The organism is Pseudomonas sp. NBRC 100443, assembly GCF_030268185.1.
Classification (GTDB): Bacteria; Pseudomonadota; Gammaproteobacteria; order Pseudomonadales; family Pseudomonadaceae; genus Pseudomonas; species Pseudomonas citronellolis.
Genome location: NZ_BSQE01000005.1, coordinates 103,547 through 125,080, shown reverse-complemented (window position 1 = coordinate 125,080; position 21,534 = coordinate 103,547). Strand labels below are relative to the sequence as shown.

The following is a 21,534-nucleotide window of genomic DNA, read 5'->3' as shown; positions in this document are numbered from 1 at the left end:
TTAGACGACGGAGCCCAGTTGGAAGATGGGGAGGTACATGGCGATGATCAGGCCGCCGACCAGTACGCCGAGGACAGCCATGATCATGGGTTCCATCAGGGTGGTGAGGTTGTCGACGGCGTTGTCGACTTCTTCTTCATAGTAACTGGCGACCTTGTCCAGCATCGAGTCCAAGGAGCCGGACTCCTCGCCGATGGCTGCCATTTGCACGGCCATACTTGGAAAAACACCGGTGGTGCGCATGGAGAAGTTGAGTTGAGTGCCCGAAGAAACGTCCTGCTTGATCTTGCTCACCGCACTGCGGAATACCACGTTACCTGTGGCACCGGATACGGAGTCCAGCGCCTCTACTAAGGGGACACCGGCCGCAAATGTAGTAGAAAGTGTGCGCGCATAACGGGCTACAGCGGACTTGTAAATAATTCCGCCAATAATAGGAATCTTCAGAATCAGTCGATCAGCCGAGTCGCGAAATTTCTCGGACCGACGGTGTGCTTCGCGGAGTCCGAAGGCCATCGCAAACAGAGCGAGCAGGATAATGAACCACCATTTTTGCAGAATTTCCGACAGGCCGATAACCATCTGGGTGAAAGCTGGTAGTTCAGCCCCAAAACTCGAAAATACTGTCTGGAACTGAGGCACAACCTTGATCAGCAGAATTGCTGAAACGACTACTGCCACGACGATGACCGCTATGGGATAGGTCATCGCCTTCTTGATCTTTGCCTTCAGTGATTCGGTCTTTTCCTTGTAAGTCGCTACACGATCCAGCAGTGTTTCCAATGCACCGGACTGCTCGCCCGCATCGACTAGATTGCAGTAAAGATCATCGAAATAGAGGGGCTTCTTACGTAATGAGTTGGCCAGGCTGTTACCCGCAGCTACTTCCTGTTTGATGTCCTCCACCAGCTTCTTCATATTGGGATTGTCGAAGCCTTCGGCAATGATGTCGAAGGACTGCAGCAGGGGCACGCCAGAGCCCATCATGGTCGCCATTTGCCGGGTGAAGAGGGCGATGTCCATCGGCTTGATCTTCTTGCCCTTGCCCAGCAGTGAAATTCCCTTCTTGCGCACCTTGGTCGGATTGATGCCCTGCTTGCGCAGTTGCGCCTTGACCAATGCCGTATTGGCGCCGGAAAGCTCCCCTTTGACTTTTCCACCTTTCCTATCGGTGCCTTCAAAAAGGAAGACACTGGTTTTCAACGCTTTTTCCGCCATGGATTAATCCTTGGTCACGCGGTTGACTTCCTCGAGGCTGGTAATGCCTTGCATGGCCTTGAGCAGGCCCGAGGTGCGCAGGTCATTGAAGCCTTCTTTGCGGGCTTGCTCCGCGATCTGAATGGAGTTGCCTTCCTCCATGATAATCCGCTGCAGCGCCGGCGTGATTTTAACCACTTCATAAATACCCACGCGGCCCTTGTAGCCGTTCTTGCAATTTTCGCACCCCACGGGGGAGTAAAGCTTGAAGCTGCCGATCCGCTCCTCGGGGAAACCCTCGTGAAGCAGGGTTTCGCGTGGGATATCGTGCTCCTTCTTGCAGTGGGCGCAGAGCTTGCGCGCCAGGCGCTGGGCGATGATCAGGTTGGTCGAGGTAGCCAGGTTGAAGGAGGCCACGCCCATGTTCAGCAGACGCGTGAGGGTTTCCGCGGCGCTGTTGGTGTGCAGGGTGGACATCACCATATGGCCGGTTTGCGCGGCCTTGATGGCGATCTCGGCGGTTTCGAGGTCGCGGATCTCACCGACCATGATCACGTCCGGGTCCTGGCGGAGGAAGGCGCGCAAGGCCTGGGCGAAGTCCATGCCCTGGCGGGGGTTGACGTTGACCTGGTTGATGCCCTCCAGGTTGATTTCCACCGGGTCTTCTGCGGTAGAGATATTGATGTCCGGGGTGTTGAGGATGTTCAAGCCGGTATAGAGGGATACCGTTTTTCCCGAGCCGGTGGGGCCGGTTACCAGAATCATGCCTTGGGGCTGCTTGAGGGCTTCCAGGTAAAGTTCTTTCTGCTCCTCCTCATAACCCAGCGCATCGATGCCCATCTGCGCGCTGGCCGAGTCGAGAATCCGCATCACGATCTTCTCGCCCCACAGAGTCGGCAGGGTGTTGACGCGAAAGTCGATGGACTTGCTCTTGGACACGCGCATCTTGATACGGCCGTCCTGGGGCTTGCGCCGCTCGGAAATATCCAGGCCCGCCATTACTTTGAGGCGCGCGGAAATCCGGCTGGCCAACTGAATCGGTGGTTTGGCCACTTCATGCAGCATGCCGTCGGTACGGAAGCGCACCCGGTAGATTTTCTCGTAAGGCTCGAAGTGCAGGTCGGACGAGCCGCCCTTGATGGCATCCAGCAGCATCTTGTTGACGAAGCGCACCACCGGCGCGTCATCTGCATCGCCGCCGATGGTCTCTTCCTTGCGCTCAGCGTCGCCGCTTTCGATGTCCAGGCCTTCCAGATCGACGTCGCCCAGGTCGTCCAGCCCTCCGGTAGCGCTCTCGAAGAGCTTCTCGATTGCATCACCGAGTTTGTCGTCCTCAACCAGAATGGCTTCGGTGGTCAGGCCTGTACTGAACTGGACATCCGTGATGGCCTGGTGGTTGGTCGGGTCGGAGATGCCGACAAATAGCTTGTTGCCTCGGCGCCACAATGGGATGACGCGGTGCTGGCGAACCAGCTTTTCGCTGATCAGTTCCCTCGGGAGGCCTTCCTTGTCGACAGCGCCAAGATCGCAGAAGGCTATACCGAACTGATCCGCCGCTAACTCGGTCAGTGGCCGGCTTCTCACCAGTTTGTTCTGCACCAGGTAGGTCACCAACGAAAGCTTGTTTCGTTGAGCCTGCTGCTGGGCCTGTTGAGCGCTTTTTTCGTCCAGCAGTTCAGCGATCACCAGTTGGCGGGCGAGACCGGAAAGCACGACTTGATCGTTCATTGGGGGCGATATGCGAGTTGAGTTGGATGGGTCTTATAACGCACGGGGGCGATGGTGCCAAATGTCCATCATGGGGAGTGCCATTTTTTGTCAGAACATGCCCTCAGGTGATGCTCAGGTTGTAGGCTAATGGCTGTACGCCTCTGCCTACGGCCGTGGATAGGTCTGGCACGATCTGTGCTTTTTTTCTGACAGGTCGATAGACCTCTTCCCATTTCAAGGAGAGTTTCATGAAGGCTCAAAAAGGCTTTACCCTGATCGAGTTGATGATCGTTGTGGCGATCATTGGCATTCTGGCTGCTATCGCTCTGCCGGCTTATCAGGACTACACCAAGCGGTCGCATGTTACTGAAGGTCTGTCGTTGGCATCAGGAGCTAAGACTGCTATCACCGAGTACTACTCGACTAAGGGCGAGTGGCCGGCAAGTAACGCTTCGGCCGGAGTTGCTAGCTCCGGTTCTATTACCGGTAACGCTGTGAGCAGCGTAGAGGTAGATGGTTCTAAAATCACTATCACCTACAACACTAAGGTTGCATCGGCTGCTACTTTGATTCTCAAAGGCTCTGCCTCTGATGGTGGTGCAGTGACTTGGGACTGCACTGGCGGTACTTTGGATAGCAAGTATCGTCCGTCTAACTGCAGGTAATTTGTTTGATAAAAAAAGGCCCCATTTAGGGGCCTTTTTTATATGTGAGGAGTTTTGTTTTGCGTGGCCGAATTCTATTCTTTTTGTTATTTGCTTTTCTCCTTTCATTTATTGCTTTTCTTTATGCGCCAGGCCTTTGGGGGGATTTTGAATTTGATGATTTAGGAAATATAGTTGAAAATCAGGCTCTACATGTATCTTCTTTGAATATAGATCAACTGCGTTCAGCAGCCTTTTCGGGTGACGCCGGACCGACTGGTCGACCTATCACGCTTTTGACTTTTGCGCTGAATATTTTCTTTTTTGGGATGCAGCCTTTCTACTTCAAGTTGGTAAATTTGCTCATCCATTTAGCCAATGTTGCTTTGGTGGCTGTGTTTTCTTCGCTGCTCTTGCGAAGAGTCTACAAATTAAATACTAGTACATCTCTATTTGCTGGGTTGGCGGTTGCTGCGATGTGGGGGGGACACCCGCTCAATCTTACTAGTGTTCTCTACATAGTTCAAAGGATGACAAGCCTTTCCTCTTTGTTCGGGTTCGTAGCTCTAGGGCTGTATGCATGGATGCGACAAGACGCGCAGGGAACTATAGGGATCTGGCGAGTGAGGCTAGTAATATCTGGAATATTGCTGAGTCTAGTGCTATCACTGCTGTGTAAGGAGTCAGGTGTTCTTTTTATTCTTATCATCTTGTGGGTGGAGTTGTGTATTTTTGAATTTAGGATGAATGGAAATATACTGCGAATTGGTAATTTCTCAGTTCGGTCGTTAGTAGCGATAGTGGTGTCCGTTTTAGGTTTGGTCGTGGCGTTATGGATAGTTCCACCGATGATCTCTCCGTCCGCTTTTGTTCAACGGGATTTTACATTGATCGAGCGGGTGCTGACTGAAAGCCGTGTGATCTTTATGTATCTGGGGATGATTTTTTATCCGACACTTTCCGGTTTAAGTCTCTATCATGACGATTTTTTGATATCTAGGTCGCTCTTCGATCCCATTCAGACTTTTGTTTCCTCTGCGGCCCTTCTGATGATTTTGCTGTCGATGGTTTTGCTATGGAACCGTTGTCGAATGCTGGTGTTTGCATTTGGATGGTTTTTTATTGCGCATATTTTAGAGTCAACTGTATTTTCTCTTGAGTTAGTACATGAACATCGAAACTATTTTGCCAGTATAGGTTTCTTCCTCTTGTTCGTCGGTTGGGTGATTAAGCTACGTGGTAGGGCTAAGCTATTCTTGATTGTTCTAGGGGGAGGTCTTTTTCTACTATACTCCTTTGTAACTTACAATCGTTCTGTAGTTTGGTCTAATCTAGTGGATCACGCCGCATTCGAAGCAGCTATGCACCCAAATTCTGACCGCGCTAACTATCAGATGGGACGGGTTTATCTGAAGCTTCTGGATGCCACCAAAAATAAAGAATACGGAAATAAGGCCCATGAGTATTTCAAAAAGGCCTCCGAGTCCTATATGCCCGGCAACGGGGCTTATTTTGCTCAAATCCAACTAGCATATTACCTAGGGGAACAGCCGGAAAAAGATCTGGTAACCACTCTGGCCGAGCGTCTGCGATCTTTACCTTCTTACAATAGTAATGTCGGGTTCCTGAAAGCTTTGGTTGACTGTCAGCTGGAAGGGAATTGCAAAATGCCGGGGCCGGATGTGGTCGGGTTATTGGCGTCCGCAGTGGATAATCCAAAGGCATCAGCATGGGGAAAAAGTCAAGTCTATCTACTATTGGGGCGCTATTTTATTGAGTCTATTGGCGATATGTCCAAAGGAGAAGAGTTCATCAGAGATGCTATTGCTAGTAGCGATCATGCGGGGGCTCGTTTGATGCTGGCTCAGGTGCTACGTTTGCAAGGGCGAAGTGCTGAGGCTCTGCAACAGTTGGATCAAGCCGAGGCTTTGGACAGATTTGCAGTCAATGCTCAATGGATCCGTTCGGAGCGAGCAAAGATCAAAGAGATACTTGATAGGAAGGGGCGCGATGCAGAATATTGAAAGCAAACTAGGGAAAATTAGCATTATTTTGCCTGCTAAGAATGAAGCTGAGGGGCTGTCGCTAGTGCTGCCACGCTTGAAGACAATTTATCCCGATGCCGAAATTATCGTAGTAGATGATGGTTCTAGTGATCGAACTGCAGAGGTTTGTGACTTCCTACAAGTCTTCCGAATTTTCCATCACTATAGCAAAGGTAATGGTGCGGCAATAAAAACAGGCCTCAGACGAGCTACAGGGGATATTGTCGTCTGCATGGATGCCGATGGGCAGCATCGCCCGGAGGATATTCATATTCTCCTAGATAAGATGGCGCAGGGGTATGACATGGTTGTGGGGGCTCGTCGACGATCGGGGCAGGCTAGTGGTCATCGTGGTTTGGCTAATGCCTTCTACAATCGCCTGGCCAGTTGGATGGTGGGGCAGCAGGTTGACGATCTGACATCAGGGTTTCGTGCGATGCGTCGCTTGTTGGTGGAGGAGTTCATCTCTTTGTTACCTAATGGTTTTTCCTATCCGACAACAACTACTATGTGTTTCTTCCGTGCAGGATATTCGGTAGCTTACGTGCCCGTAGATGTTCAGCAACGTCTGGCTGGTACCCAGAGCCACATCCGGCTGATTCGAGACGGTATCCGCTTCTTAATGATTATTTTCAAGATTGGAACCTTATTTTCGCCTCTGAAGATTTTTCTTCCAATCAGCGGAAGCCTGTTCTTGTTAGGGTTGGGCTACTATCTTTATACATTTATTGAGTATTCTCGGTTTACGAACATGAGCGCTCTGCTCTTTACTACATCTATCATGGTTTTTCTCATGGGGCTTGTTTCTGAGCAGATTACTAATCTGCTTTACAGTCGTGCTGGGGAATGAAATGATTTATGTTTTGCTTGGAACTAAGGCGCAGTTAATTAAGATGGCTCCTGTCATCATGGAGCTACGTGACCGAGGACTTGAGTATAAATTTATCTCAACAGGACAACATAAGGAAACAACAGACGATATCTTGGCCAATTTTCAGATCCCAGGTCCGGAAATGGTGCTACATCAGGGGCGTGATATTGTTTCGATCCGGCAGATGCTGGCTTGGGGGATTAAAGTAGTTGCTCGTGCGTTCCGTTCTCGCCAAGCATTATTTCCTAAAAATAACGGTTTGGTACTTGTGCATGGTGATACCGCCTCGACCCTATTGGGAGCATTGATTGCCAAGCTGGCGGGGCAGAAGGTTGGCCATGTGGAGGCTGGACTACGCTCCTACAACTACTTTCATCCTTTTCCCGAGGAGTTGATACGAATAGCAGTTGGCCGCCTTGCCGATATCAGGTTTTGCCCTGGTCAGTGGGCAGTTCAAAATGTTTCAGGGTACCGTCTGGGACGAAACATTAATATTGGAGCCAACACTTTGCAGGACTCGCTTAGGATAATTTTGAGCAGACATTCGAGTCTTGATCTACCGATCCCCGACGAGGAGTTTGGGGTCGTCAGTATTCATCGTTTTGAAAATATTAAGGACAAGCGCTCTCTACTAAGAATTGTAGAGTTAATTGAGCTTATTGCTGGTCAGTTTTCGCTGTTGTTCATTCTTCATAAACCTACCGAACGTAAGCTTCGGCAGTTTGGACTATTTGATAGGCTGTCCGCTTTGCCGGGGGTGGAGTTTCGGCATCGCTATGACTATTTGAGGTTTATGCGCTTGGTGATGGCTGCAAAGTTTGTTGTTAGTGATGGTGGAAGTAACCAAGAGGAGTGCTTTTATCTAGATAAGCCTCTTTTGCTGTTACGTGCTGCAACCGAACGCCAGGAAGGATTGGGGAAGAACTGTGTGCTTTCGGAGTATGCACCAGTGAAGGTTAAGGAATTCATGGAGTCGTTACGGGAGCGTCAACCCACTATGCCTAATAAATTATTGGGTTCACCATCTGCTCGGATCGTTGATGTTTGTGAAGAGTACTGTGTGGGATGACGAGGAAGTATGTAGTTCGCCTCGATATTGATACGACGGTTTGTGCGCGCAAGCTGATCGATGTTGTTGAGCTTGGAAATAGGCTGGGAGTTAAATTCACCATCTTTGCCAATATGGGGCGCTCTGTAAGTTTGTCAGCTGCATTTTTACGGCGATTATCTCAACGATCAGTTTGGGGTAGTCCGACAGAGCCGATGATGAAGTTGTCAATACGCGATAAGATTGGATGGAAAGGTATTTTGGAGAGCATTCTGATAAACCCTGAGTTGCACAGGCTCTCTACTGATGCATTGCTCAAGGCACGCGACAGTGGCCATGAAATTGGGTTACACGGTGGGTTAAATCACAGTTTATGGCACTTTGCAGCTAGCTCTATGGACGCTGATCAAATGCACAGATTTCTGACCCCGGCTATCGAGCGCTATCAGAATATCTTAGGTTACAACTCCTTTGGTTTCTCTAGCCCTGGATTCAAGAGTAGCCAGCCTGCATATGAGATTTTGGCGGGGGCTGGGTGTGCTTATCTGTCTGACTTCATTGACTGTACAGGGAGAGTAAGATGTTCTCCATGTGGATTGCCCGACGTTCCCGTTACGCTTAGTGCAGCGAATACTGTCGATTTTCTAGAGTGGTATGTCGCCTCGGGTGCAAGTAGCCCGTTGGAAAATGCAATTGAGCAAAGCATTGGTGAGGATGGGTTTGGGGTTTATTATTCGCATCCCTGCTTTATTGCAGGGAAGGGAAAACAGGTATTTTCCCAATTTGTCTGTGCTCTAAGAGAACAGGCAGAAATAGTTACTATGAGCGAACTGGTCTTATAAGGTTTTATGTGGGGTTATATGCTTGAAGGCAAGCGTAAAGAAAGATGCTAAGACAAAGGTTAAGACTAGCTGAATAGATCTATCTAATATAAGTACAGCTAAAAGTGCCCCTTGATCTAACCCTAGCCAAACACCAAGCGCCGTCAGTGAGAGCTCTTTATATCCAAGGTTTCCCGGTGTTAATGAAGCAATGGAGAGTAGGACGCTGGCTGTGGATAAAAGAATGCAGTCCGTAAGTTTAAACGACATCCCTGTACCATCCAATAGCTGGTAAGTAATTGCGCTTGCGATGGCTATTTGTAGTGTATTAAGTATGGATAAGTGTAATGTGTCTCTAATGGTTAGGCTTTTAAAGGGCTCGGTCAGGCTTGTTAACCAAGGTCTTGATTCGCTTTTTCGTATAACGTATAAACTTAGTGCGATCGCTCCAAGTAGGCCTAGGCTAATGGCCGATAGGGCTAAACTATTAGGTATAAGTTTTGGCGCGTAGCCTATGATCGCCATTGTGATCAATATGCTGCATAGAATATTAAAAACAGATGAAATTAAGAATTGTGCTGCGCTCGTGGTTATCGAGATGGAGAGATATTTTTTTAAGATGGCTGCGCGACTGGTGAACTGTGCAAGACGGAATGGAGCTATGTAGTTGAGGGCGCTAGATATTTGATTGACGCCAATGAAGAATGCTATAGATTTTGTTGGAGTGATTTTGTCGGTTAATGACTTTATTATTAGGGCATTGATTAGATGAAACGCCATATAGAGAATCAAGATTATGAAAAGGTTTTTCCTAGGGAAGCTTAATAGAGCGTAGAGGTCACCTCTATGCAGGTAGCAGTAGCCCGCAAATATAATTGATATAACGACGGGGGCTAGTTTTTTTACTATTTTTTTAATTTGCATTGAATAAATTTGATGAAAGGGGTGAGGTCTTTGAGGTCTATATGAGCAAAAGCCCAGTTTCTTTTTTTCAATAGCTCTTTCAGCACTATTTTTTTCATGTATGAGGGGGCCTTAAGAAAGGCAAGAGGCAAGCCTTCATGAACCCATAGCGCGGTGACTCTGCTCTTAGTCTCTGTTGGTGTAATGCATCCAGTTAATGCTTGATGATAAAGCTTTGGGAAGTTTATGCCAAGCTGCTCACCAATTGCATGCTGTAGCCAGAACCTGCCGTTAATCTCAATTAGCCACAGTATTTCATCTTCCAGAATAGCCTCTAACTCAAAAATTCCTTCATAGCTAATGTGCCGGAGAGCGCTCTCCGCCAATTTTCTAAGGCGCGCTCTTATTTCTTCTGAGTCAATCGTTGATACCATTACTGCTGTTCCTCCAGGGTGAGGGTATTCCAGCAGTTTTCGCGTGTATATTACTGTGTGTAGTTTTCCCGCTAAGAAAAGTCCAGCAATGGAAAGATGATTGTATATATTAGAGTTGAGTTTCTGTTGCCTTACGTAGGTTGATGCGTTCCTAAGATCTTTTATTGTATATAAAAAACCTTTATCTACAAGGCTGGAGTCGATAAAGGATTTTCTTGGTTTTATTATTTCTTCCGGTCTTGTAGGGCCTTTATCGGCAAGCCGCGTTAGGGGAGTCGGAAAGCATGGCGACATTACTTGGAAGAATTTGAGCTTGTCTAAAATTGTTTCTGAGCAGTTATAGGGGGTTTTAAAGAATAAAAAATCATGTTCTTGGAGTGTGGAAGAATTTTTTGCAATAAACTCAACCCAGTAATCGCTTGTGGGGTATAGAGTCTTGGGGGGGGGGGCTTTTAATGAAAGTAATGTTTCTAGAACCTCCTGCTCGTTTTTTGAGGGAAGTCTCAGTCCCTTCGCATATTTTGTAGACATTGCTGGTGAGCAGTCATTGAAGTCTAGAATGATAGAGTTGGGGTCTTTTAGTAGTCTGGCAATGGCTAGTGCATTTGCACTTCCGCCGAGAATGATGTGGCTCATGGTTTTATTATTAGAGTCAATTCGTTCGCAAAGAAAAGGCTTCTGTGAAGGCCGAGTTTTTGAATGACTGGCAAAAGCCAGCGGCAGTTTCTTTGTGAAAAATTCTCGAGCATATTGTCATGCGGCACTATTTCGAATGGGCAGCCAATCGCCGCCCCTATCTCAATAAGCTCTCCCTTTGAGTATCTGCGAAAAGAGAATAACCTATTTCCCATGATGCGTTTTCCATTGCTTATTAGCGTGTCTAGGTGGTTGTGTTTGTTATGTGCAAATATATAGGCGATTGATTTTGTTACTCGTGTCTGCTCTTGAATTATTTTTATGGCGTCGGAGTTGTTGAAGTATATTATCAGGCCGGAGTGGAAAGTGACGCCGAAGTGCCTGTCGCGGAAAGGAAGATTAAAAGCATCTGCCGCGCAGTTAAGTATGTTTTCGGTTTTTCTATCGACCATTGATAGTTCGTTAAGATCTGTTGCTACGAAGGTTTTTTTGGAGAGATTCTTTGCTAGGTAGCTCAAATCCTTGGCGCTGAAAGCTCCTTCTTCTAAGAAGCTTTCAATTTCATCTAATAATTTTATTTGTTTTAGATGATTTATTATGAATTCTGCTCTTTTGGGGCGACCTTTTTTATAGGTACTGACATTGTCTAGATAGAGTTTTTCCCAATCCAAATTTTGAGGATTTTGCATTATGGAACCCTCAAGCTTGTATGGCCTTGTCGTATGGAAAAACCCCTCGTGTGTCAACAATTAGTCTGGCGCGCTTTGTGATGTCTGAGTAGTTGAACATGTCGTGATCTGTGGTTAATACGACACAGTCAAATTTCTCGATAATTCCTGGGCCCAATTCAATGGAGTTGAGTTCGAATGAGTAGTCGCGTTTCTCAGGGAAGTTCGGAATATGTGGGTCTGAGTACTCTACTTCGGCGCCTTTGTCGCGAAGAAGCTTCATTATTTCGATTGCCGGTGATTCTCGGGAGTCGTCAATGTTCTTTTTGTAGGCAATTCCCAAGATTAGAATGCGACTACCTTTAATAGATTTGCATCTATCGTTGAGTGCATCTGTTACCTTCTGTACTACCCATTTGGGCATAAAGTGATTGATCTCTCCGGCAAGTTCAATGAAGCGGGTATTTATGCCATACTCTTTGGCTTTCCATGTTAAGTAGAAAGGGTCGATTGGAATACAGTGCCCGCCAAGCCCAGGTCCTGGATTGTAACGTACGAAGCCAAAAGGTTTTGTTGCGGCCGCCTTTATGACCTCATGGATGTTTATGCCCATTCGGTCTGCAACTATTTTCATTTCATTTACGAGTCCGATATTGACTGCTCGGTGGATGTTTTCCAGAAGCTTGGTCATTTCAGCTGCACGTGGACTACTGACCGGTACCATTACCTCTATGGCTTTGCTATAGAGTGCTTTACCTAAAGAAAGGCATTGTGGCGTCATGCCGCCAATTATCTTGGGAATACTCTTGGTATCGAATTTTGGATTTCCAGGGTCCTCTCGTTCAGGCGAAAAGACTAATGCACAATTTTCTCCTGGGATGAAACCGCGTCGTACCAGTCTAGGGGCCAGCTCCTCTTCCGTAGTACCTGGCCAAGTGGTGCTCTCTAGGCTTATAAGTTGCCCTTCGTGAAAATATGGGAGAATAGATTCCACTGTGTTTATGACAAAACTAAGGTCCGGTTCGTGATGAGAGGTGAGCGGTGTTGGGACGCAGATGATTAGTGCATCGGCTTGTTGTGTTTGTGCGAAGTCACAAGTTGCCATGAATCCGTTTGCTAGAGCTTTTTTTATTGAGCTTGAGTCTAGGCGCTCAATATAGCTTTTTCCTGCGTTTAGAGCATTAACCTTTTTTTCATCAATATCAAATCCGATAACCCTTATGCCGACTTCTGAAAAGCGCAATGCAAGTGGGAGTCCGACATAGCCAAGGCCGTATATGCCAACGATTGCTGTGCCGTTGGATATTTTGGTTTGAAGCTGCTCAAGCATGCTCATGAATACTTCCAACTAGTATGTAGGGCTATTCTGGCGAGTTTTTCTCGTGCTGGGAATTGTTGGCTTGGCGGATACGATAATATGTGATGTCGCTCTCGTGATAGGGACGCCGTGCGGTTGTGTGGTTGCAGAAGCAAAAGCCCTGCCAGCAATTGCTTTACATTCATTAGAATGCTAGCTTACGCCGCGCCGCCGGTGTAGCTCAGTCGGTAGAGCAGCTCATTCGTAATGAGAAGGTCGGGGGTTCGATTCCTCTTACCGGCACCATCTCTGGCAAAGGCCCCGCTTCGGCGGGGCCTTTTGCTTTTTCGGCTCCGAAACCGTCGTATCTGCCGCATGGATGCTATCGAACGGCCACCAGGCGCCAGACTATACTGCGGCTGCCCAGGGAAGCTTTCGGTGAGGAAGGGAGCGGTCTGTGAAGCAGTCGAGTGAGTCCGCCAGGTTCAGCCGTTCCTATGCCCAGCGCGTGCTCTTGCCGCGCGCGGTGGGTTTGGCCGTGGGGTTCTTCTGTGTCGCCGGTGTGCTCTGGGGGAAAGGGTATTCGGCGTGGCTGTGGGGGCTGCTGCTGTGGTTCTGCTACCTGTGGCCCCTGATGGCCTACCAGGTCACCTCGCGCTCGTCGCGGCCCAAGGAGCTGGAGCGGCGTTTCGTGCTGTTCGATTCGCTGATGGGCGGGTTCTGGATCGCCACCATCCAGTTCAACGTGCTGCCCTCGGTGATGATGCTTTCCATGCTGGCGATGAACAACACGGCGGCGGGCGGGGCGCGGTTCGTGGTCCAGGGCTTCGTGTTGCAGTCGCTGGGCATGGTGCTGTCCGGCCTGTTGCTGGGCTTCGGTTTCTCGCCCGATACCTCCCAGGTCGAGCTGTACGCCTGCATTCCCATGCTGGTCATCCACCCCATGACCATCGGCCTGGTGCTCTACCGCCTGGCCATCCAGCTGTCGCGGCACAAGAAGGCGCTGCGGGACCTGAGCCGTACCGACAGCCTGACCCAGCTGTTCAACCGCGGCTACTGGAAGGAGCGCCTGCAGCAGGAGTTCGAGCACTGCCGGCAGGCGCAGCAGCAGGCCTCGCTGGCATTGATCGACGTCGATCACTTCAAGGCCACCAACGATAGCCACGGGCACGTGATCGGCGACCTGGTGCTGCGTCGCCTCAGCGAGTTCATGCGCAGCCATCTGCGGGCCGAGGACCTGGCCGGGCGTTATGGCGGCGACGAGTTCTGCGTGCTGTTGCCGCGGCTGGAGCCGGAGGCGGCGCGGGAGGTCCTGGGGCGGCTGTCCCGCGAACTGGCCGCGGAGGCCTGGGAGCGGGTGCCGGAGTTGCGCGTCAGCCTCAGCATCGGCATCGCCGGCTTCGATCCGGCCATGCCCGACGCCACCGAGTGGCTGCGCCGGGCGGACCAGGCGCTCTATGAGGCCAAGGGGCAGGGGCGCGACCGCATCGTCCTGGCTTCCGAGCTGGACGCCGCGGCGCGCCTGGCCTAGCCGAGCGTCCTGGCAAAAGGTTCGGCGCCGTGCCGGTCCTGAATAGAGCGGCCGAAGTTCTTCAGGTGCGCATCGCCATTGCCGACGATGCGGCTCAAGGGCACGATGCCGAGAAGCTGCTCCAGGGTGGCCGGCATGGCATCAGCCGAACACTCCCTGGATTTCCTCCAGCGGCGGGCGAGGGCGAACTCGCAGTCCAGGGCGCCGAGGGGCCGGGCATAGGCCTGCATGGCGACCGAAAGACTGCCTTTCTCGATGGCGATGATTGTCTGTCGGGTTGGCCCTGCCATGGAAGCAAGCTCAGTCTGGGGCAGTCCGCGATTCAGGCGTCTTTGGCGAATCTGCCCGCCCAGTCGGGTGGCGATGAGGGAATCGTCCATGTTCTGAATACGTGACATACCAAGTGATATGTCACGTATGCGGAGCTTTTTGAAAAAGAAAAGCCATGGGCATGTGTCTGGCTGAACGATCCCGTCTACTCCGGCGATCCGCTCGGCGCTGGGTTGCAGGCGACTGGAGGGCAGTGGGAGCCGGGTCAAATTCGACAACGACGATCCGCGGGCCTTGATCAACCTGCGCAGGCCGCACCCGGGTAATGAGCTGAAATCCTATGTCCGGTGCCAGATCATCGAGCACCTCAAGGCGGGAGGACTGATTCCGTGAACAATCTGCTGCAACATCGGGGCTATTACGGTTCCATCGAAGCCAGCACCGAGGACAACTGCCTGTTCGGCAAGCTGCTCTTCATCCGTGCGCTGGTCAATTACGAAGGCGAGACAGTGAGCGAATTGCAGGCCGCCTTCCGCGAGGCGGTGGACGACTACCTGGCCACTTGCCAGGAACAGGGGCGGGAGCCAGAGGTGCCCTGCAAGGGATCGTTCAATGTGCGGGTCGGCCATGACCTGCATCTGGCCGCGAGCGTGGCGGCCAACCGGCAGCGCATGAGCCTGAACGACCTTACCCGGTAGGCGCTGAGCGAATATCTGCAGCACCATGGTTGAGGTGTGAATGGGATTCCCGAGTACCCTCGAAGAGGCGCTTGCTGGACGAGCTATCGGCCTCTTGGCGCTGATCTGGCTCGTCGCGCCGCTACAGGCCAAGCTCGCTATGCGAGCCGAGGCGGATGATATAGTTGGATGACGTTACCCTTTCAACTGAGACAGAGCCATGGCGGATGAGTCGAGGATTACCCTGGAGCCCGGCAAGCGTGGCGGGAAACCCTGTGTGCGCGGGCTGCGGATAACAGTGGAGGATGTCTTGAGCTGGCTGGCCGCCGGAATGAGCCCGGAAGAAATCATCGCTGACTACCCGGAGCTCGAGCGTGAAGACATTCTCGCTTGCCTGGCCTTCGCGGCGGCTCGCATGAAGCATTCGGCGTGGATCAAGGCGGCATGAAGCTGCTGCTGGACGAGAATCTTTCCCGGTGCATGTTGCCCTCCCTGGATTTCCCCGTCTCCTCCAAGTCACCTTGCTCGGGCTCGAGCAGGTAAGTGATCGACAGATATGGGAATACGCTAAGCAGCACGATTATGTGATCGTCACCAAGGATGAGGACTTTCATGATTTGCAGGCAGCTTGGGGATATCCACCCAAGGTGATCCTGCTGGCGATGGGTAACGGTTCGAACCAGTCAATCGTCCAGGCCCTTCGCAATTCGGCAGAGCAATTGAAAAGGAGCCTGGAAGACGAGCGCATCGGCCTGGTGGAGCTGATCTGACCCGCGGTGCCGTTACAGGCTCAACCGCATCGACAGGTCCAGCGCCTTGACGTCCTTGGTCAGGGTGCCGATGGAGATGGAGTCCACGCCGGTCTCGGCGATGCCGCGCAGGGCGCTCTCGTTGATCCCGCCGGAGACTTCCAGCTTGGCACGGCCGGCGGTCAGGGCCTGGTTCAGTTCGTCCAGGTCTTCCACCTTGATTTCCACCGGCTTGCCCGGGCCTAGCCGAAGGTCCTGGCGAAGGGGTCGGCGCTGTGCCGGATGGCGGCCACCACCTGGGGCGCTTGCTCGCAGAGCTCGGGGTGGTTTGCCAGCACTTTTTCCACCGCTTGCAGTTGCGCGCGTATGACTTCGGCCGGCCGGGCCACATCACATACCCTGGCAAGGTCCAGAAGCCCTTGCCTCGACGCGAACAGCGACTTGTTGCCGGCAAGGTCCAGGGCAAGCACGTCCTCTGGGATATAGGCAGTGGTATTGACGATGTCATAGGCCGGCGCCAGCCGCGCGTCGCCTTGTGTCGGATCTGAATAGAGCAGGCCGAAGTTCTTCAGGTGCGCGTCGCCATTGCCGACGATGCAGCTCAGGGACACGATGCCGAAAAGCTGTTCCAGGGAGGCCGGCACATGCTCGGGAGGACAGAACAGTCGGATGGCCTTGGCAATGGCCGCATAGCTCTTGCTGTACTTCTGTTGCGCCGAGAGTCCCATCAGGGCCGCCATGTCCTCGAAGCCGATGGGGTCGAGTTGCTCATCCCTGTCGAAACGTCTCATGACGAACAGCCTGGCGTTGTCTGACAAGTAGAACTCTGGAACGGGAATGCCGCATGCCTTTGCCATGGACATGCAGAGGAATTCATTGATCGCCAGCCCCGGGAATTCAGCCCGGCCGCTCTTGATGATCAGGTCGGAGGTTTTCGAGGTGAACCGCTGCGCAACCGAATCCCGATGTTCTGGAACCAGCACCTTGGGCTGTACGCCCGATATGCCTGCCCGCAGGATGTAGCGGTCCACCAGTTCGGCAAAGATATCGTCCGTGCCATCCCAGGCCAGGATTTCCTCCAGCTTCTCACCTGGAAACTGCCTGCGTTGCAGTAGCGCATCGACCTCTTGCGAATTCACCAGGACCCGTCCGATAGGTGCACTGCTGCCAGACAGGGCCAGCAACAACATCGGGTCCACGTTCACCACCTTGGCCAGGCGGTTGCGCAGTTGTTCCAGGACATAGCCTTCGGGCAGGTTCATCTGGAAAATCGGGTGTAGCTCGCGATGGCGATACTCTTCCTGGCGCACAGGCATGAGCAGGCTGACCGCGGCGCGCGCATCCGTCCCTTCCTGATAGCGAAACAGGTAGTCATCTGCGCTACTGAAGAGCCTTCCGCTCGGACCTTCTGGCGTTGAAACCTTCAGCGTCACCGGCATCAGTCGAACACTCCCTGGATTTCCTCCAGCGTAGGTCTCGCTGCCGGTACGAGCGCGAACTCGCAGTCCAGGGCGCCGAGGATGCGGGCATAGGCCATCATGGCGACCGACAGGCTGCCTTTCTCGGCGGCGATAATCTTTTGTCGGGTGAGCCCGGCCATGGAGGCAAGCTTGGCCTGGGTCAGCCCGCGATTCAGGCGCCTTTGTCGAATCTGCTCACCCAGGCGGGTTGAGATGAGGGAATAGTCCATGTTCTGAATACGTGACAAGGCATGTGTTATGTAACGTATACGGAACCTGCTGGAAAGGCAAAACCCTGAGTTGCCTTGTGTCTTCGCTGGTAGGGGCGTGGGTTCTCATGCCAAACCCGCAATGCTGTTCCTCTTCCTGGTGGCCCGTCGGCCTGGATCGAGGCGGCATGACGCTGCTGCTGGACGGGAGTCTTTCCCGGCGTAGGTTGCCCTCGCTGGAGAAGGCCGACAGTTCGAATCAGACGATCATCCAGGCCCCTTGCGATTCGGCAGAGCAATTGAACAGAGCAATTGAAAGGGAGCCTGGAGAACGGGTGTGTCGGCCTGCTAGGACCGATCCGGCCGCCGCGCCGTTACAGGCTCAGCCGCATGGACAGGTCCAGCGCCTTGACGTCCTTGGTCAGGGTACCGATGGAGATGTAGTCCACGCCGGTCTCGGCGATGCCGCGCAGGGTGCTCTCGTTGATCCCGCCGGAGGCTTCCAGCTTGGCGCGGCCGGCGGTCACCTGCACGGCGGTGCGCATGTCCTCCAGGCTCAGCTCGTCGAGCATGATGATGTCGGCGCCGGCGGCCAGGGCCTGGTTCAGTTCGTCCAGGTCCTCCACTTCGATCTCCACCGGCTTGCCCGGGGCGATGCGCCGGGCCTCGGCGATGGCCTGGGCGATGCCGCCGCAGGCGGCGATGTGGTTTTCCTTGATCAGGAAGGCGTCGTACAGGCCGATGCGGTGGTTGTGGCAGCCGCCGCAGGTGATCGCGTACTTCTGCGCCAGGCGCAGGCCGGGCAGGGTCTTGCGGGTGTCCAGCAGCTTGACGCCGGTGCCTTCCACCAGGTCCGCATAGTGGCGGGCGCGGGTGGCGGTGCCGGAGAGCAGCTGGAAGAAGTTCAAGGCGCTGCGCTCGCCGCTGAGCAGGGCGCGGGCCGGGCCCTGCAGGCTGAACAGCGTCTGGTCGGCGCTGACCCGCTCGCCGTCGCGCACCTGCCATTGCACCTGCACGCGCGGGTCGATCTGCCGGAAGACTTCGTCGACCCAGGCGCAGCCGGCCACGGTGGCGTCCTCGCGGGTGATGACGCGGGCCTGGGCCTCGCGCTCGGCGGGGATCAGCTGCGCGGTGATGTCGCCGCTGCCGATGTCTTCGGCCAGGGCGGCGCGGACGTTGGCCTGGATTTCCCCGGTGAGGTCGGCAAGGGTGAGGTTCGGCATGGCGGGCTCCTGATTCGCGGTGGCGGGATTATACGGGGCGCGGCGGCGGCCGTGTGCATCCGCGGTGGCCGCCGGGAGTCGGACGAACGGTGGCTGTTCTTGTGTGAATTTCATCAAGAATGCCCGTGAAGGCTCTTGGTTGTAATCGGGGGTTCTCTATAATGAATAAGATGATTCTTATTTTTGACGCCATCTGATTGACGTTACGGACAACGCTCCCCCGAACATTGCCGTCGAAGCCCTGGCAGGCCCGTCGGCAGGAGACTTGCGATGCAGAACGACGCGAACGTAGTGCCGCTGAACAAGGCGGCCCAGGGCCAGTCGCCGACTGCTATCCCCGGGCGCCTGCCCGCGGCGCTGGTCAACGTCCGTGACAAGGCTTCGGTCCAGCTGCGCCAGGCCCTGCAGGTGCTGTTCGACAATGCCGACGACACCCTCTTCGAGATGGCCGACCGTGCCACCAGCAACGCCGAGCAGAGCGCCTTCTTCGAGGCCATGCGCGACCTGCGCCTGAAGCGCAAGGGCATCGAGCGCGGCTTCGTGCAGAAGTTCTTCGAGGGCTTCGCCAACCTCAACCAGTACCAGATCGGCAAGGCGCCCCAACTGGACGCCGTCTCCTTCGACAACCTGTCGCTGGTGCAGAACGACGAACTGGAAGAGACCGTGGCGATGGACGCCATGGTCGGCAAGGTGCTCAGCCGCGACGGCCTGGCCCTGGGCCACCTGACCACGCGCCTGAACACCCTGGTCAGCAACAAGGTCGAGGACAAGACCAACCCGCTCGGCCCGCGCCCGCTGTGCGAGGCCTTCCTCGAGGCCTGCCAGGGCTTGGGCGTGGAGATCAAGGTCAAGCTGATCGTCCTCAAGCTGTTCGAGAAGTACGTCCTTTCCGAGCTCGAGCAATTGTATGCCGAGGCCAACGAGATCCTCGTCGCCCACGGCGTGCTGCCCGAGCTGAAGTCCGCCCCCGTGCGCCGCCCGTCCCGTCCCGCCGCCGAGGCCCCGGCCAGTGGCGGCTACGCCGGTGCAGCCGCACAGGGCGCCGCCCCCGCTGCCTATCCGGATGCCGAGAGCCAGGAGGCCTTCGGCGCCCTGCAGGAGCTGATGTCCCAGGTCCGCGGCAGCCTGGCCGCGCGCCGCCAGGTGCCCGCCGACGCGGTGCCGATTTCCAGCAACGACCTGATGCGCCTGCTCTCGCACCTGCAGGACCACCTGCCGGCCCAGGGCATGGACGAGGTGGACGTGCGCCACCACCTGGACCACCTGCTCAACCGCGTCAGCCACAAGAGCGGGCGCTCGCGGGTGGTGGGGCAGGTCGACGAGGACGTCATCAACCTGGTGTCCATGCTCTTCGAGTTCATCCTCGACGACCGCAACCTGCCGGATTCTCTCAAGGCCCTGATCGGCCGCATGCAGATCCCGATGCTCAAGGTCGCGGTGCTGGACAAGACCTTCTTCAGCCGGGGCAACCATCCCGCCCGGCGCCTGCTCAACGAGATCGCCTCGGCGGCGCTCGGCTGGGCGGAACAGACCGACCTGCAGCGCGACAGCCTGTACCAGAAGATCGAGCAGGTGGTGATGCGCCTGCTGAACGACTTCGTCGACGACACGGCGATCTTCGGCGTGCTGCTGGAAGACTTCATCGCCTACACCGGTGACGAGCGCCGCCGCAGCGAACTGCTCGAACAGCGCACCCGCGATGCCGAGGAAGGCCGCGCCCGTGCCGGCGCGGCCCGGCGCGAGGTGGCGCTGGTGCTCAACCAGCGGCTGTTCGGCCGTACCCTGCCCGAGGTGGTGGTGCGCCTGCTGCGCGAAGCCTGGAGCAAGGTCCTGCTGCTGACCTGCCTGAAGCACGGCAGCGATTCGCAACCCTGGCGCGACGCCGTGGCGACCATGGACGACCTGATCTGGAGCGTCGAGCCCCACGAGGACCCGGAGTCCCGCACGCGCCTGCTGGAAATGGTCCCGCAACTGCTCAAATCATTGCGCGAGGGCCTGACCAGCGCGGCCTTCGATCCATTCTCCACCGGCGAGTTCTTCAGCCGCCTGGAGAGCCTGCACGTGCAAGCCTTCCAGCGCTTCAAGCAGGCGCAGGAAGCGGCGGCCGACGACGACCTGCTGGATGGCATCCCGCTGCTCGACGAGCCCGTCGAGGCGCCCGCGGCGCAGGCCAGCGGCCAGCCGGAGATGGTCGCGGTGGTGGAGGAGATCGTCCTGGCGACGCCTGACGAGGAGCGTGCGCCGGAGCCGGAAGAGCTGCTGGCGGACGACGACGACTCGCTGCGCAAGGTCGACGAGCTGCGCGTGGGCAGCTGGGTGGAAATCCACGAGGATGCCGAGCACAAGCTGCGCTGCAAGCTGGCCGCGGTGATCAAGCCGACCGGCCGCTACATCTTTGTCAACCGTACCGGCATGAAGGTGCTGGAGAAGACCCGCATGGGCCTGGCCGTGGAGTTCCGCCGCAATGCCGTACGCCTGCTGGACGACGCCCTGCTGTTCGACCGTGCACTGGAGTCGGTGATCGGCAATTTGCGGCGGTTGAAGAACGCCTGAGCCTTCCTCCCCAGGGAGCACGCTCCGTGCTCCCGGTACCCTCATCTATCGCGGACAAGGCTCCTACGCAGCAGAAACACCATGCCTCACAACAAACTGTAGGAGCGGGCCCTGCCCGCGAATCGCGCGCAGGGCGCGCTCCTACATGGACGCGGTGTTGATGCAACCCGTAGGAGCGGATCTCATCCGCGAATCGTGCCGATACCTCCGGTTATCGCGGACAAAGTCCGCTCCTACACAGCGGAAACGCCCTGCCTCACAGCAAACTGTAGGAGCGGATCTCATCCGCGAATCGCGCCGATACTTCCGGTTATCGCGGACAAAGTCCGCTCCTGCACAGCGGAAACACCCTGCCTCACAGTGACCTGTGAGCGGACTCCGTCCGCGATTCGCCCGCAGGCCGTAGGGCGGATAACGCCTACGGCGTTATCCGCCGTGTCGGACACCAGTGCTCCGGTCAACGGCGGATAACCGCGAACGGTTATCCGCCCTACGGAAGGCCATGCATCGCGGTGGGCTGCAGAACCGCAATGAGCTGACAGCCGCACAACGACCCCAATCGTTCTCTTCCGCCGCAAGCTGCTTTAG

The 21,534-nt window shown here is 54.5% G+C and carries 20 protein-coding genes, 1 tRNA gene and 3 pseudogenes; 12 read left to right on the top strand and 12 right to left on the bottom strand.

What is annotated here, in order from left to right; genetic code table 11:
* Both QSJ95_RS08320 and pilB read right to left on the bottom strand, forming a co-directional pair.
* Complete coding sequence (locus tag QSJ95_RS08320; protein WP_285641554.1) at positions 1–1,218, bottom strand: type II secretion system F family protein; 1,218 nt, start codon at positions 1,216–1,218, stop codon at positions 1–3.
* A gap of 3 nt (positions 1,219–1,221) precedes the next feature.
* On the bottom strand, positions 1,222–2,925 hold the full coding sequence (gene pilB / locus QSJ95_RS08315) for a type IV-A pilus assembly ATPase PilB (RefSeq protein WP_285641552.1): 1,704 nt from the start codon (positions 2,923–2,925) through the stop codon (positions 1,222–1,224).
* A gap of 230 nt (positions 2,926–3,155) precedes the next feature.
* Between pilB and QSJ95_RS08310 the strand changes: the two genes are divergently transcribed.
* From QSJ95_RS08310 to QSJ95_RS08290, 5 genes are read left to right on the top strand one after another with little or no spacing between them, the layout of a single operon-like run.
* Positions 3,156–3,572 carry a pilin gene (locus QSJ95_RS08310; RefSeq protein ID WP_285641550.1) on the top strand — a complete coding sequence of 139 codons (417 nt, stop codon included), beginning with the start codon at positions 3,156–3,158 and terminating at the stop codon, positions 3,570–3,572.
* Positions 3,573–3,631: 59 nt separating this feature from the next.
* Complete coding sequence (locus tag QSJ95_RS08305; protein ID WP_285641548.1) at positions 3,632–5,575, top strand: tetratricopeptide repeat protein; 1,944 nt, start codon at positions 3,632–3,634, stop codon at positions 5,573–5,575.
* The gene (locus tag QSJ95_RS08300; protein WP_285641546.1) at positions 5,562–6,446 is read left to right on the top strand and encodes a glycosyltransferase family 2 protein; all 885 of its coding nucleotides are present in this window, start codon (positions 5,562–5,564) and stop codon (positions 6,444–6,446) included. The genes QSJ95_RS08305 and QSJ95_RS08300 overlap by 14 nt, the downstream gene beginning before the upstream one ends.
* 1 nt (position 6,447) lies before the next feature.
* Positions 6,448–7,536 carry a UDP-N-acetylglucosamine 2-epimerase gene (locus QSJ95_RS08295; RefSeq protein WP_285641544.1) on the top strand — a complete coding sequence of 363 codons (1,089 nt, stop codon included), beginning with the start codon at positions 6,448–6,450 and terminating at the stop codon, positions 7,534–7,536.
* Positions 7,533–8,357, top strand: coding sequence for a polysaccharide deacetylase family protein (locus QSJ95_RS08290; protein ID WP_285641542.1), 825 nt, complete (start codon positions 7,533–7,535; stop codon positions 8,355–8,357). The genes QSJ95_RS08295 and QSJ95_RS08290 overlap by 4 nt, the downstream gene beginning before the upstream one ends.
* On the opposite strand, the gene QSJ95_RS08285 is transcribed toward QSJ95_RS08290, so the two are convergent.
* The 4 genes from QSJ95_RS08285 to QSJ95_RS08270 are packed head-to-tail and all read right to left on the bottom strand — an operon-like array spanning position 8,352 to position 12,313.
* Positions 8,352–9,260 (bottom strand): lysylphosphatidylglycerol synthase transmembrane domain-containing protein, encoded by a 909-nt coding sequence (locus QSJ95_RS08285; RefSeq protein ID WP_285641540.1) that lies wholly within the window; start codon positions 9,258–9,260, stop codon positions 8,352–8,354. The genes QSJ95_RS08290 and QSJ95_RS08285 overlap by 6 nt on opposite strands.
* On the bottom strand, positions 9,242–10,309 hold the full coding sequence (locus QSJ95_RS08280; RefSeq protein ID WP_285641538.1) for an ATP-grasp domain-containing protein: 1,068 nt from the start codon (positions 10,307–10,309) through the stop codon (positions 9,242–9,244). The genes QSJ95_RS08285 and QSJ95_RS08280 overlap by 19 nt, the downstream gene beginning before the upstream one ends.
* On the bottom strand, positions 10,306–10,998 hold the full coding sequence (locus tag QSJ95_RS08275; RefSeq protein ID WP_285641536.1) for a class I SAM-dependent methyltransferase: 693 nt from the start codon (positions 10,996–10,998) through the stop codon (positions 10,306–10,308). The genes QSJ95_RS08280 and QSJ95_RS08275 overlap by 4 nt, the downstream gene beginning before the upstream one ends.
* Before the next feature lie 10 nt (positions 10,999–11,008).
* Positions 11,009–12,313: a nucleotide sugar dehydrogenase gene (locus QSJ95_RS08270; RefSeq protein WP_285641534.1), complete on the bottom strand. Its 1,305-nt coding sequence runs from the start codon at positions 12,311–12,313 to the stop codon at positions 11,009–11,011.
* 191 nt (positions 12,314–12,504) lie between these two features.
* Here QSJ95_RS08270 and QSJ95_RS08265 point away from each other — a divergent pair.
* Positions 12,505–12,580 (top strand) — tRNA-Thr (locus QSJ95_RS08265).
* A gap of 151 nt (positions 12,581–12,731) precedes the next feature.
* Positions 12,732–13,805 (top strand): diguanylate cyclase, encoded by a 1,074-nt coding sequence (locus tag QSJ95_RS08260; RefSeq protein ID WP_109931570.1) that lies wholly within the window; start codon positions 12,732–12,734, stop codon positions 13,803–13,805.
* Here the strand turns inward: QSJ95_RS08260 and QSJ95_RS08255 are convergent.
* A complete protein-coding gene (locus tag QSJ95_RS08255; RefSeq protein ID WP_285641526.1) occupies positions 13,802–13,942 on the bottom strand; it encodes a hypothetical protein in 141 nt (46 codons plus the stop codon). The genes QSJ95_RS08260 and QSJ95_RS08255 overlap by 4 nt on opposite strands.
* Before the next feature lie 4 nt (positions 13,943–13,946).
* Positions 13,947–14,185 (bottom strand): annotated as a pseudogene (locus tag QSJ95_RS08250) (helix-turn-helix transcriptional regulator).
* Between the two features lie 136 nt (positions 14,186–14,321).
* Between QSJ95_RS08250 and QSJ95_RS08245 the strand changes: the two are divergent.
* The 4 genes and pseudogenes from QSJ95_RS08245 to QSJ95_RS08230 all read left to right on the top strand — a co-directional run.
* A pseudogene (locus QSJ95_RS08245) lies at positions 14,322–14,468 on the top strand (type II toxin-antitoxin system HicA family toxin); the annotation flags it as partial.
* Entirely contained in the window at positions 14,465–14,773 is a 309-nt protein-coding gene (locus QSJ95_RS08240; protein WP_285641524.1) for a type II toxin-antitoxin system HicB family antitoxin, read from the top strand. The pseudogene QSJ95_RS08245 and the gene QSJ95_RS08240, both read left to right, overlap by 4 nt.
* A gap of 199 nt (positions 14,774–14,972) precedes the next feature.
* Entirely contained in the window at positions 14,973–15,200 is a 228-nt protein-coding gene (locus tag QSJ95_RS08235) for a DUF433 domain-containing protein (protein ID WP_074977519.1), read from the top strand.
* A 28-nt stretch (positions 15,201–15,228) separates the two neighbouring features.
* Complete coding sequence (locus tag QSJ95_RS08230) at positions 15,229–15,522, top strand: DUF5615 family PIN-like protein (protein WP_285641522.1); 294 nt, start codon at positions 15,229–15,231, stop codon at positions 15,520–15,522.
* A 12-nt stretch (positions 15,523–15,534) separates the two neighbouring features.
* Here the strand turns inward: QSJ95_RS08230 and QSJ95_RS08225 are convergent.
* The 4 genes and pseudogenes from QSJ95_RS08225 to nadC form a co-directional block, all read right to left on the bottom strand.
* Positions 15,535–15,750: pseudogene (locus tag QSJ95_RS08225) on the bottom strand (carboxylating nicotinate-nucleotide diphosphorylase); the annotation flags it as partial.
* The gene (locus QSJ95_RS08220) at positions 15,744–16,940 is read right to left on the bottom strand and encodes a type II toxin-antitoxin system HipA family toxin (RefSeq protein WP_285641520.1); all 1,197 of its coding nucleotides are present in this window, start codon (positions 16,938–16,940) and stop codon (positions 15,744–15,746) included. The gene QSJ95_RS08220 and the pseudogene QSJ95_RS08225, both read right to left, overlap by 7 nt.
* Complete coding sequence (locus QSJ95_RS08215) at positions 16,940–17,191, bottom strand: helix-turn-helix transcriptional regulator (protein ID WP_089390530.1); 252 nt, start codon at positions 17,189–17,191, stop codon at positions 16,940–16,942. Before QSJ95_RS08215 ends, QSJ95_RS08220 begins: the two co-directional genes overlap by 1 nt.
* Positions 17,192–17,544: 353 nt before the next feature.
* Positions 17,545–18,393 carry a carboxylating nicotinate-nucleotide diphosphorylase gene (gene nadC / locus QSJ95_RS08210; protein WP_109934227.1) on the bottom strand — a complete coding sequence of 283 codons (849 nt, stop codon included), beginning with the start codon at positions 18,391–18,393 and terminating at the stop codon, positions 17,545–17,547.
* A gap of 270 nt (positions 18,394–18,663) precedes the next feature.
* Here nadC and QSJ95_RS08205 point away from each other — a divergent pair, with 270 nt between their 5' ends.
* Entirely contained in the window at positions 18,664–20,946 is a 2,283-nt protein-coding gene (locus tag QSJ95_RS08205; RefSeq protein ID WP_285641484.1) for a DUF1631 domain-containing protein, read from the top strand.
* Positions 20,947–21,534 lie beyond the last annotated feature (588 nt).

Bases quoted from the DNA above. Each gene is read 5' to 3' on its own strand.
- QSJ95_RS08320 (WP_285641554.1), bottom strand. From the start codon at position 1,218: ATGGCGGAAAAAGCGTTGAAAACCAGTGTCTTCCTTTTTGAAGGCACC.
- pilB (WP_285641552.1), bottom strand. From the start codon at position 2,925: ATGAACGATCAAGTCGTGCTTTCCGGTCTCGCCCGCCAACTGGTGATC.
- QSJ95_RS08310 (WP_285641550.1), top strand. From the start codon at position 3,156: ATGAAGGCTCAAAAAGGCTTTACCCTGATCGAGTTGATGATCGTTGTG.
- QSJ95_RS08300 (WP_285641546.1), top strand. From the start codon at position 5,562: ATGCAGAATATTGAAAGCAAACTAGGGAAAATTAGCATTATTTTGCCT.
- QSJ95_RS08295 (WP_285641544.1), top strand. From the start codon at position 6,448: ATGATTTATGTTTTGCTTGGAACTAAGGCGCAGTTAATTAAGATGGCT.
- QSJ95_RS08290 (WP_285641542.1), top strand. From the start codon at position 7,533: ATGACGAGGAAGTATGTAGTTCGCCTCGATATTGATACGACGGTTTGT.
- QSJ95_RS08285 (WP_285641540.1), bottom strand. From the start codon at position 9,260: ATGCAAATTAAAAAAATAGTAAAAAAACTAGCCCCCGTCGTTATATCA.
- QSJ95_RS08280 (WP_285641538.1), bottom strand. From the start codon at position 10,309: ATGAGCCACATCATTCTCGGCGGAAGTGCAAATGCACTAGCCATTGCC.
- QSJ95_RS08275 (WP_285641536.1), bottom strand. From the start codon at position 10,998: ATGCAAAATCCTCAAAATTTGGATTGGGAAAAACTCTATCTAGACAAT.
- QSJ95_RS08270 (WP_285641534.1), bottom strand. From the start codon at position 12,313: ATGAGCATGCTTGAGCAGCTTCAAACCAAAATATCCAACGGCACAGCA.
- QSJ95_RS08255 (WP_285641526.1), bottom strand. From the start codon at position 13,942: ATGCCGGCCACCCTGGAGCAGCTTCTCGGCATCGTGCCCTTGAGCCGC.
- QSJ95_RS08235 (WP_074977519.1), top strand. From the start codon at position 14,973: ATGGCGGATGAGTCGAGGATTACCCTGGAGCCCGGCAAGCGTGGCGGG.
- QSJ95_RS08220 (WP_285641520.1), bottom strand. From the start codon at position 16,940: ATGCCGGTGACGCTGAAGGTTTCAACGCCAGAAGGTCCGAGCGGAAGG.
- QSJ95_RS08215 (WP_089390530.1), bottom strand. From the start codon at position 17,191: ATGGACTATTCCCTCATCTCAACCCGCCTGGGTGAGCAGATTCGACAA.
- nadC (WP_109934227.1), bottom strand. From the start codon at position 18,393: ATGCCGAACCTCACCCTTGCCGACCTCACCGGGGAAATCCAGGCCAAC.
- QSJ95_RS08205 (WP_285641484.1), top strand. From the start codon at position 18,664: ATGCAGAACGACGCGAACGTAGTGCCGCTGAACAAGGCGGCCCAGGGC.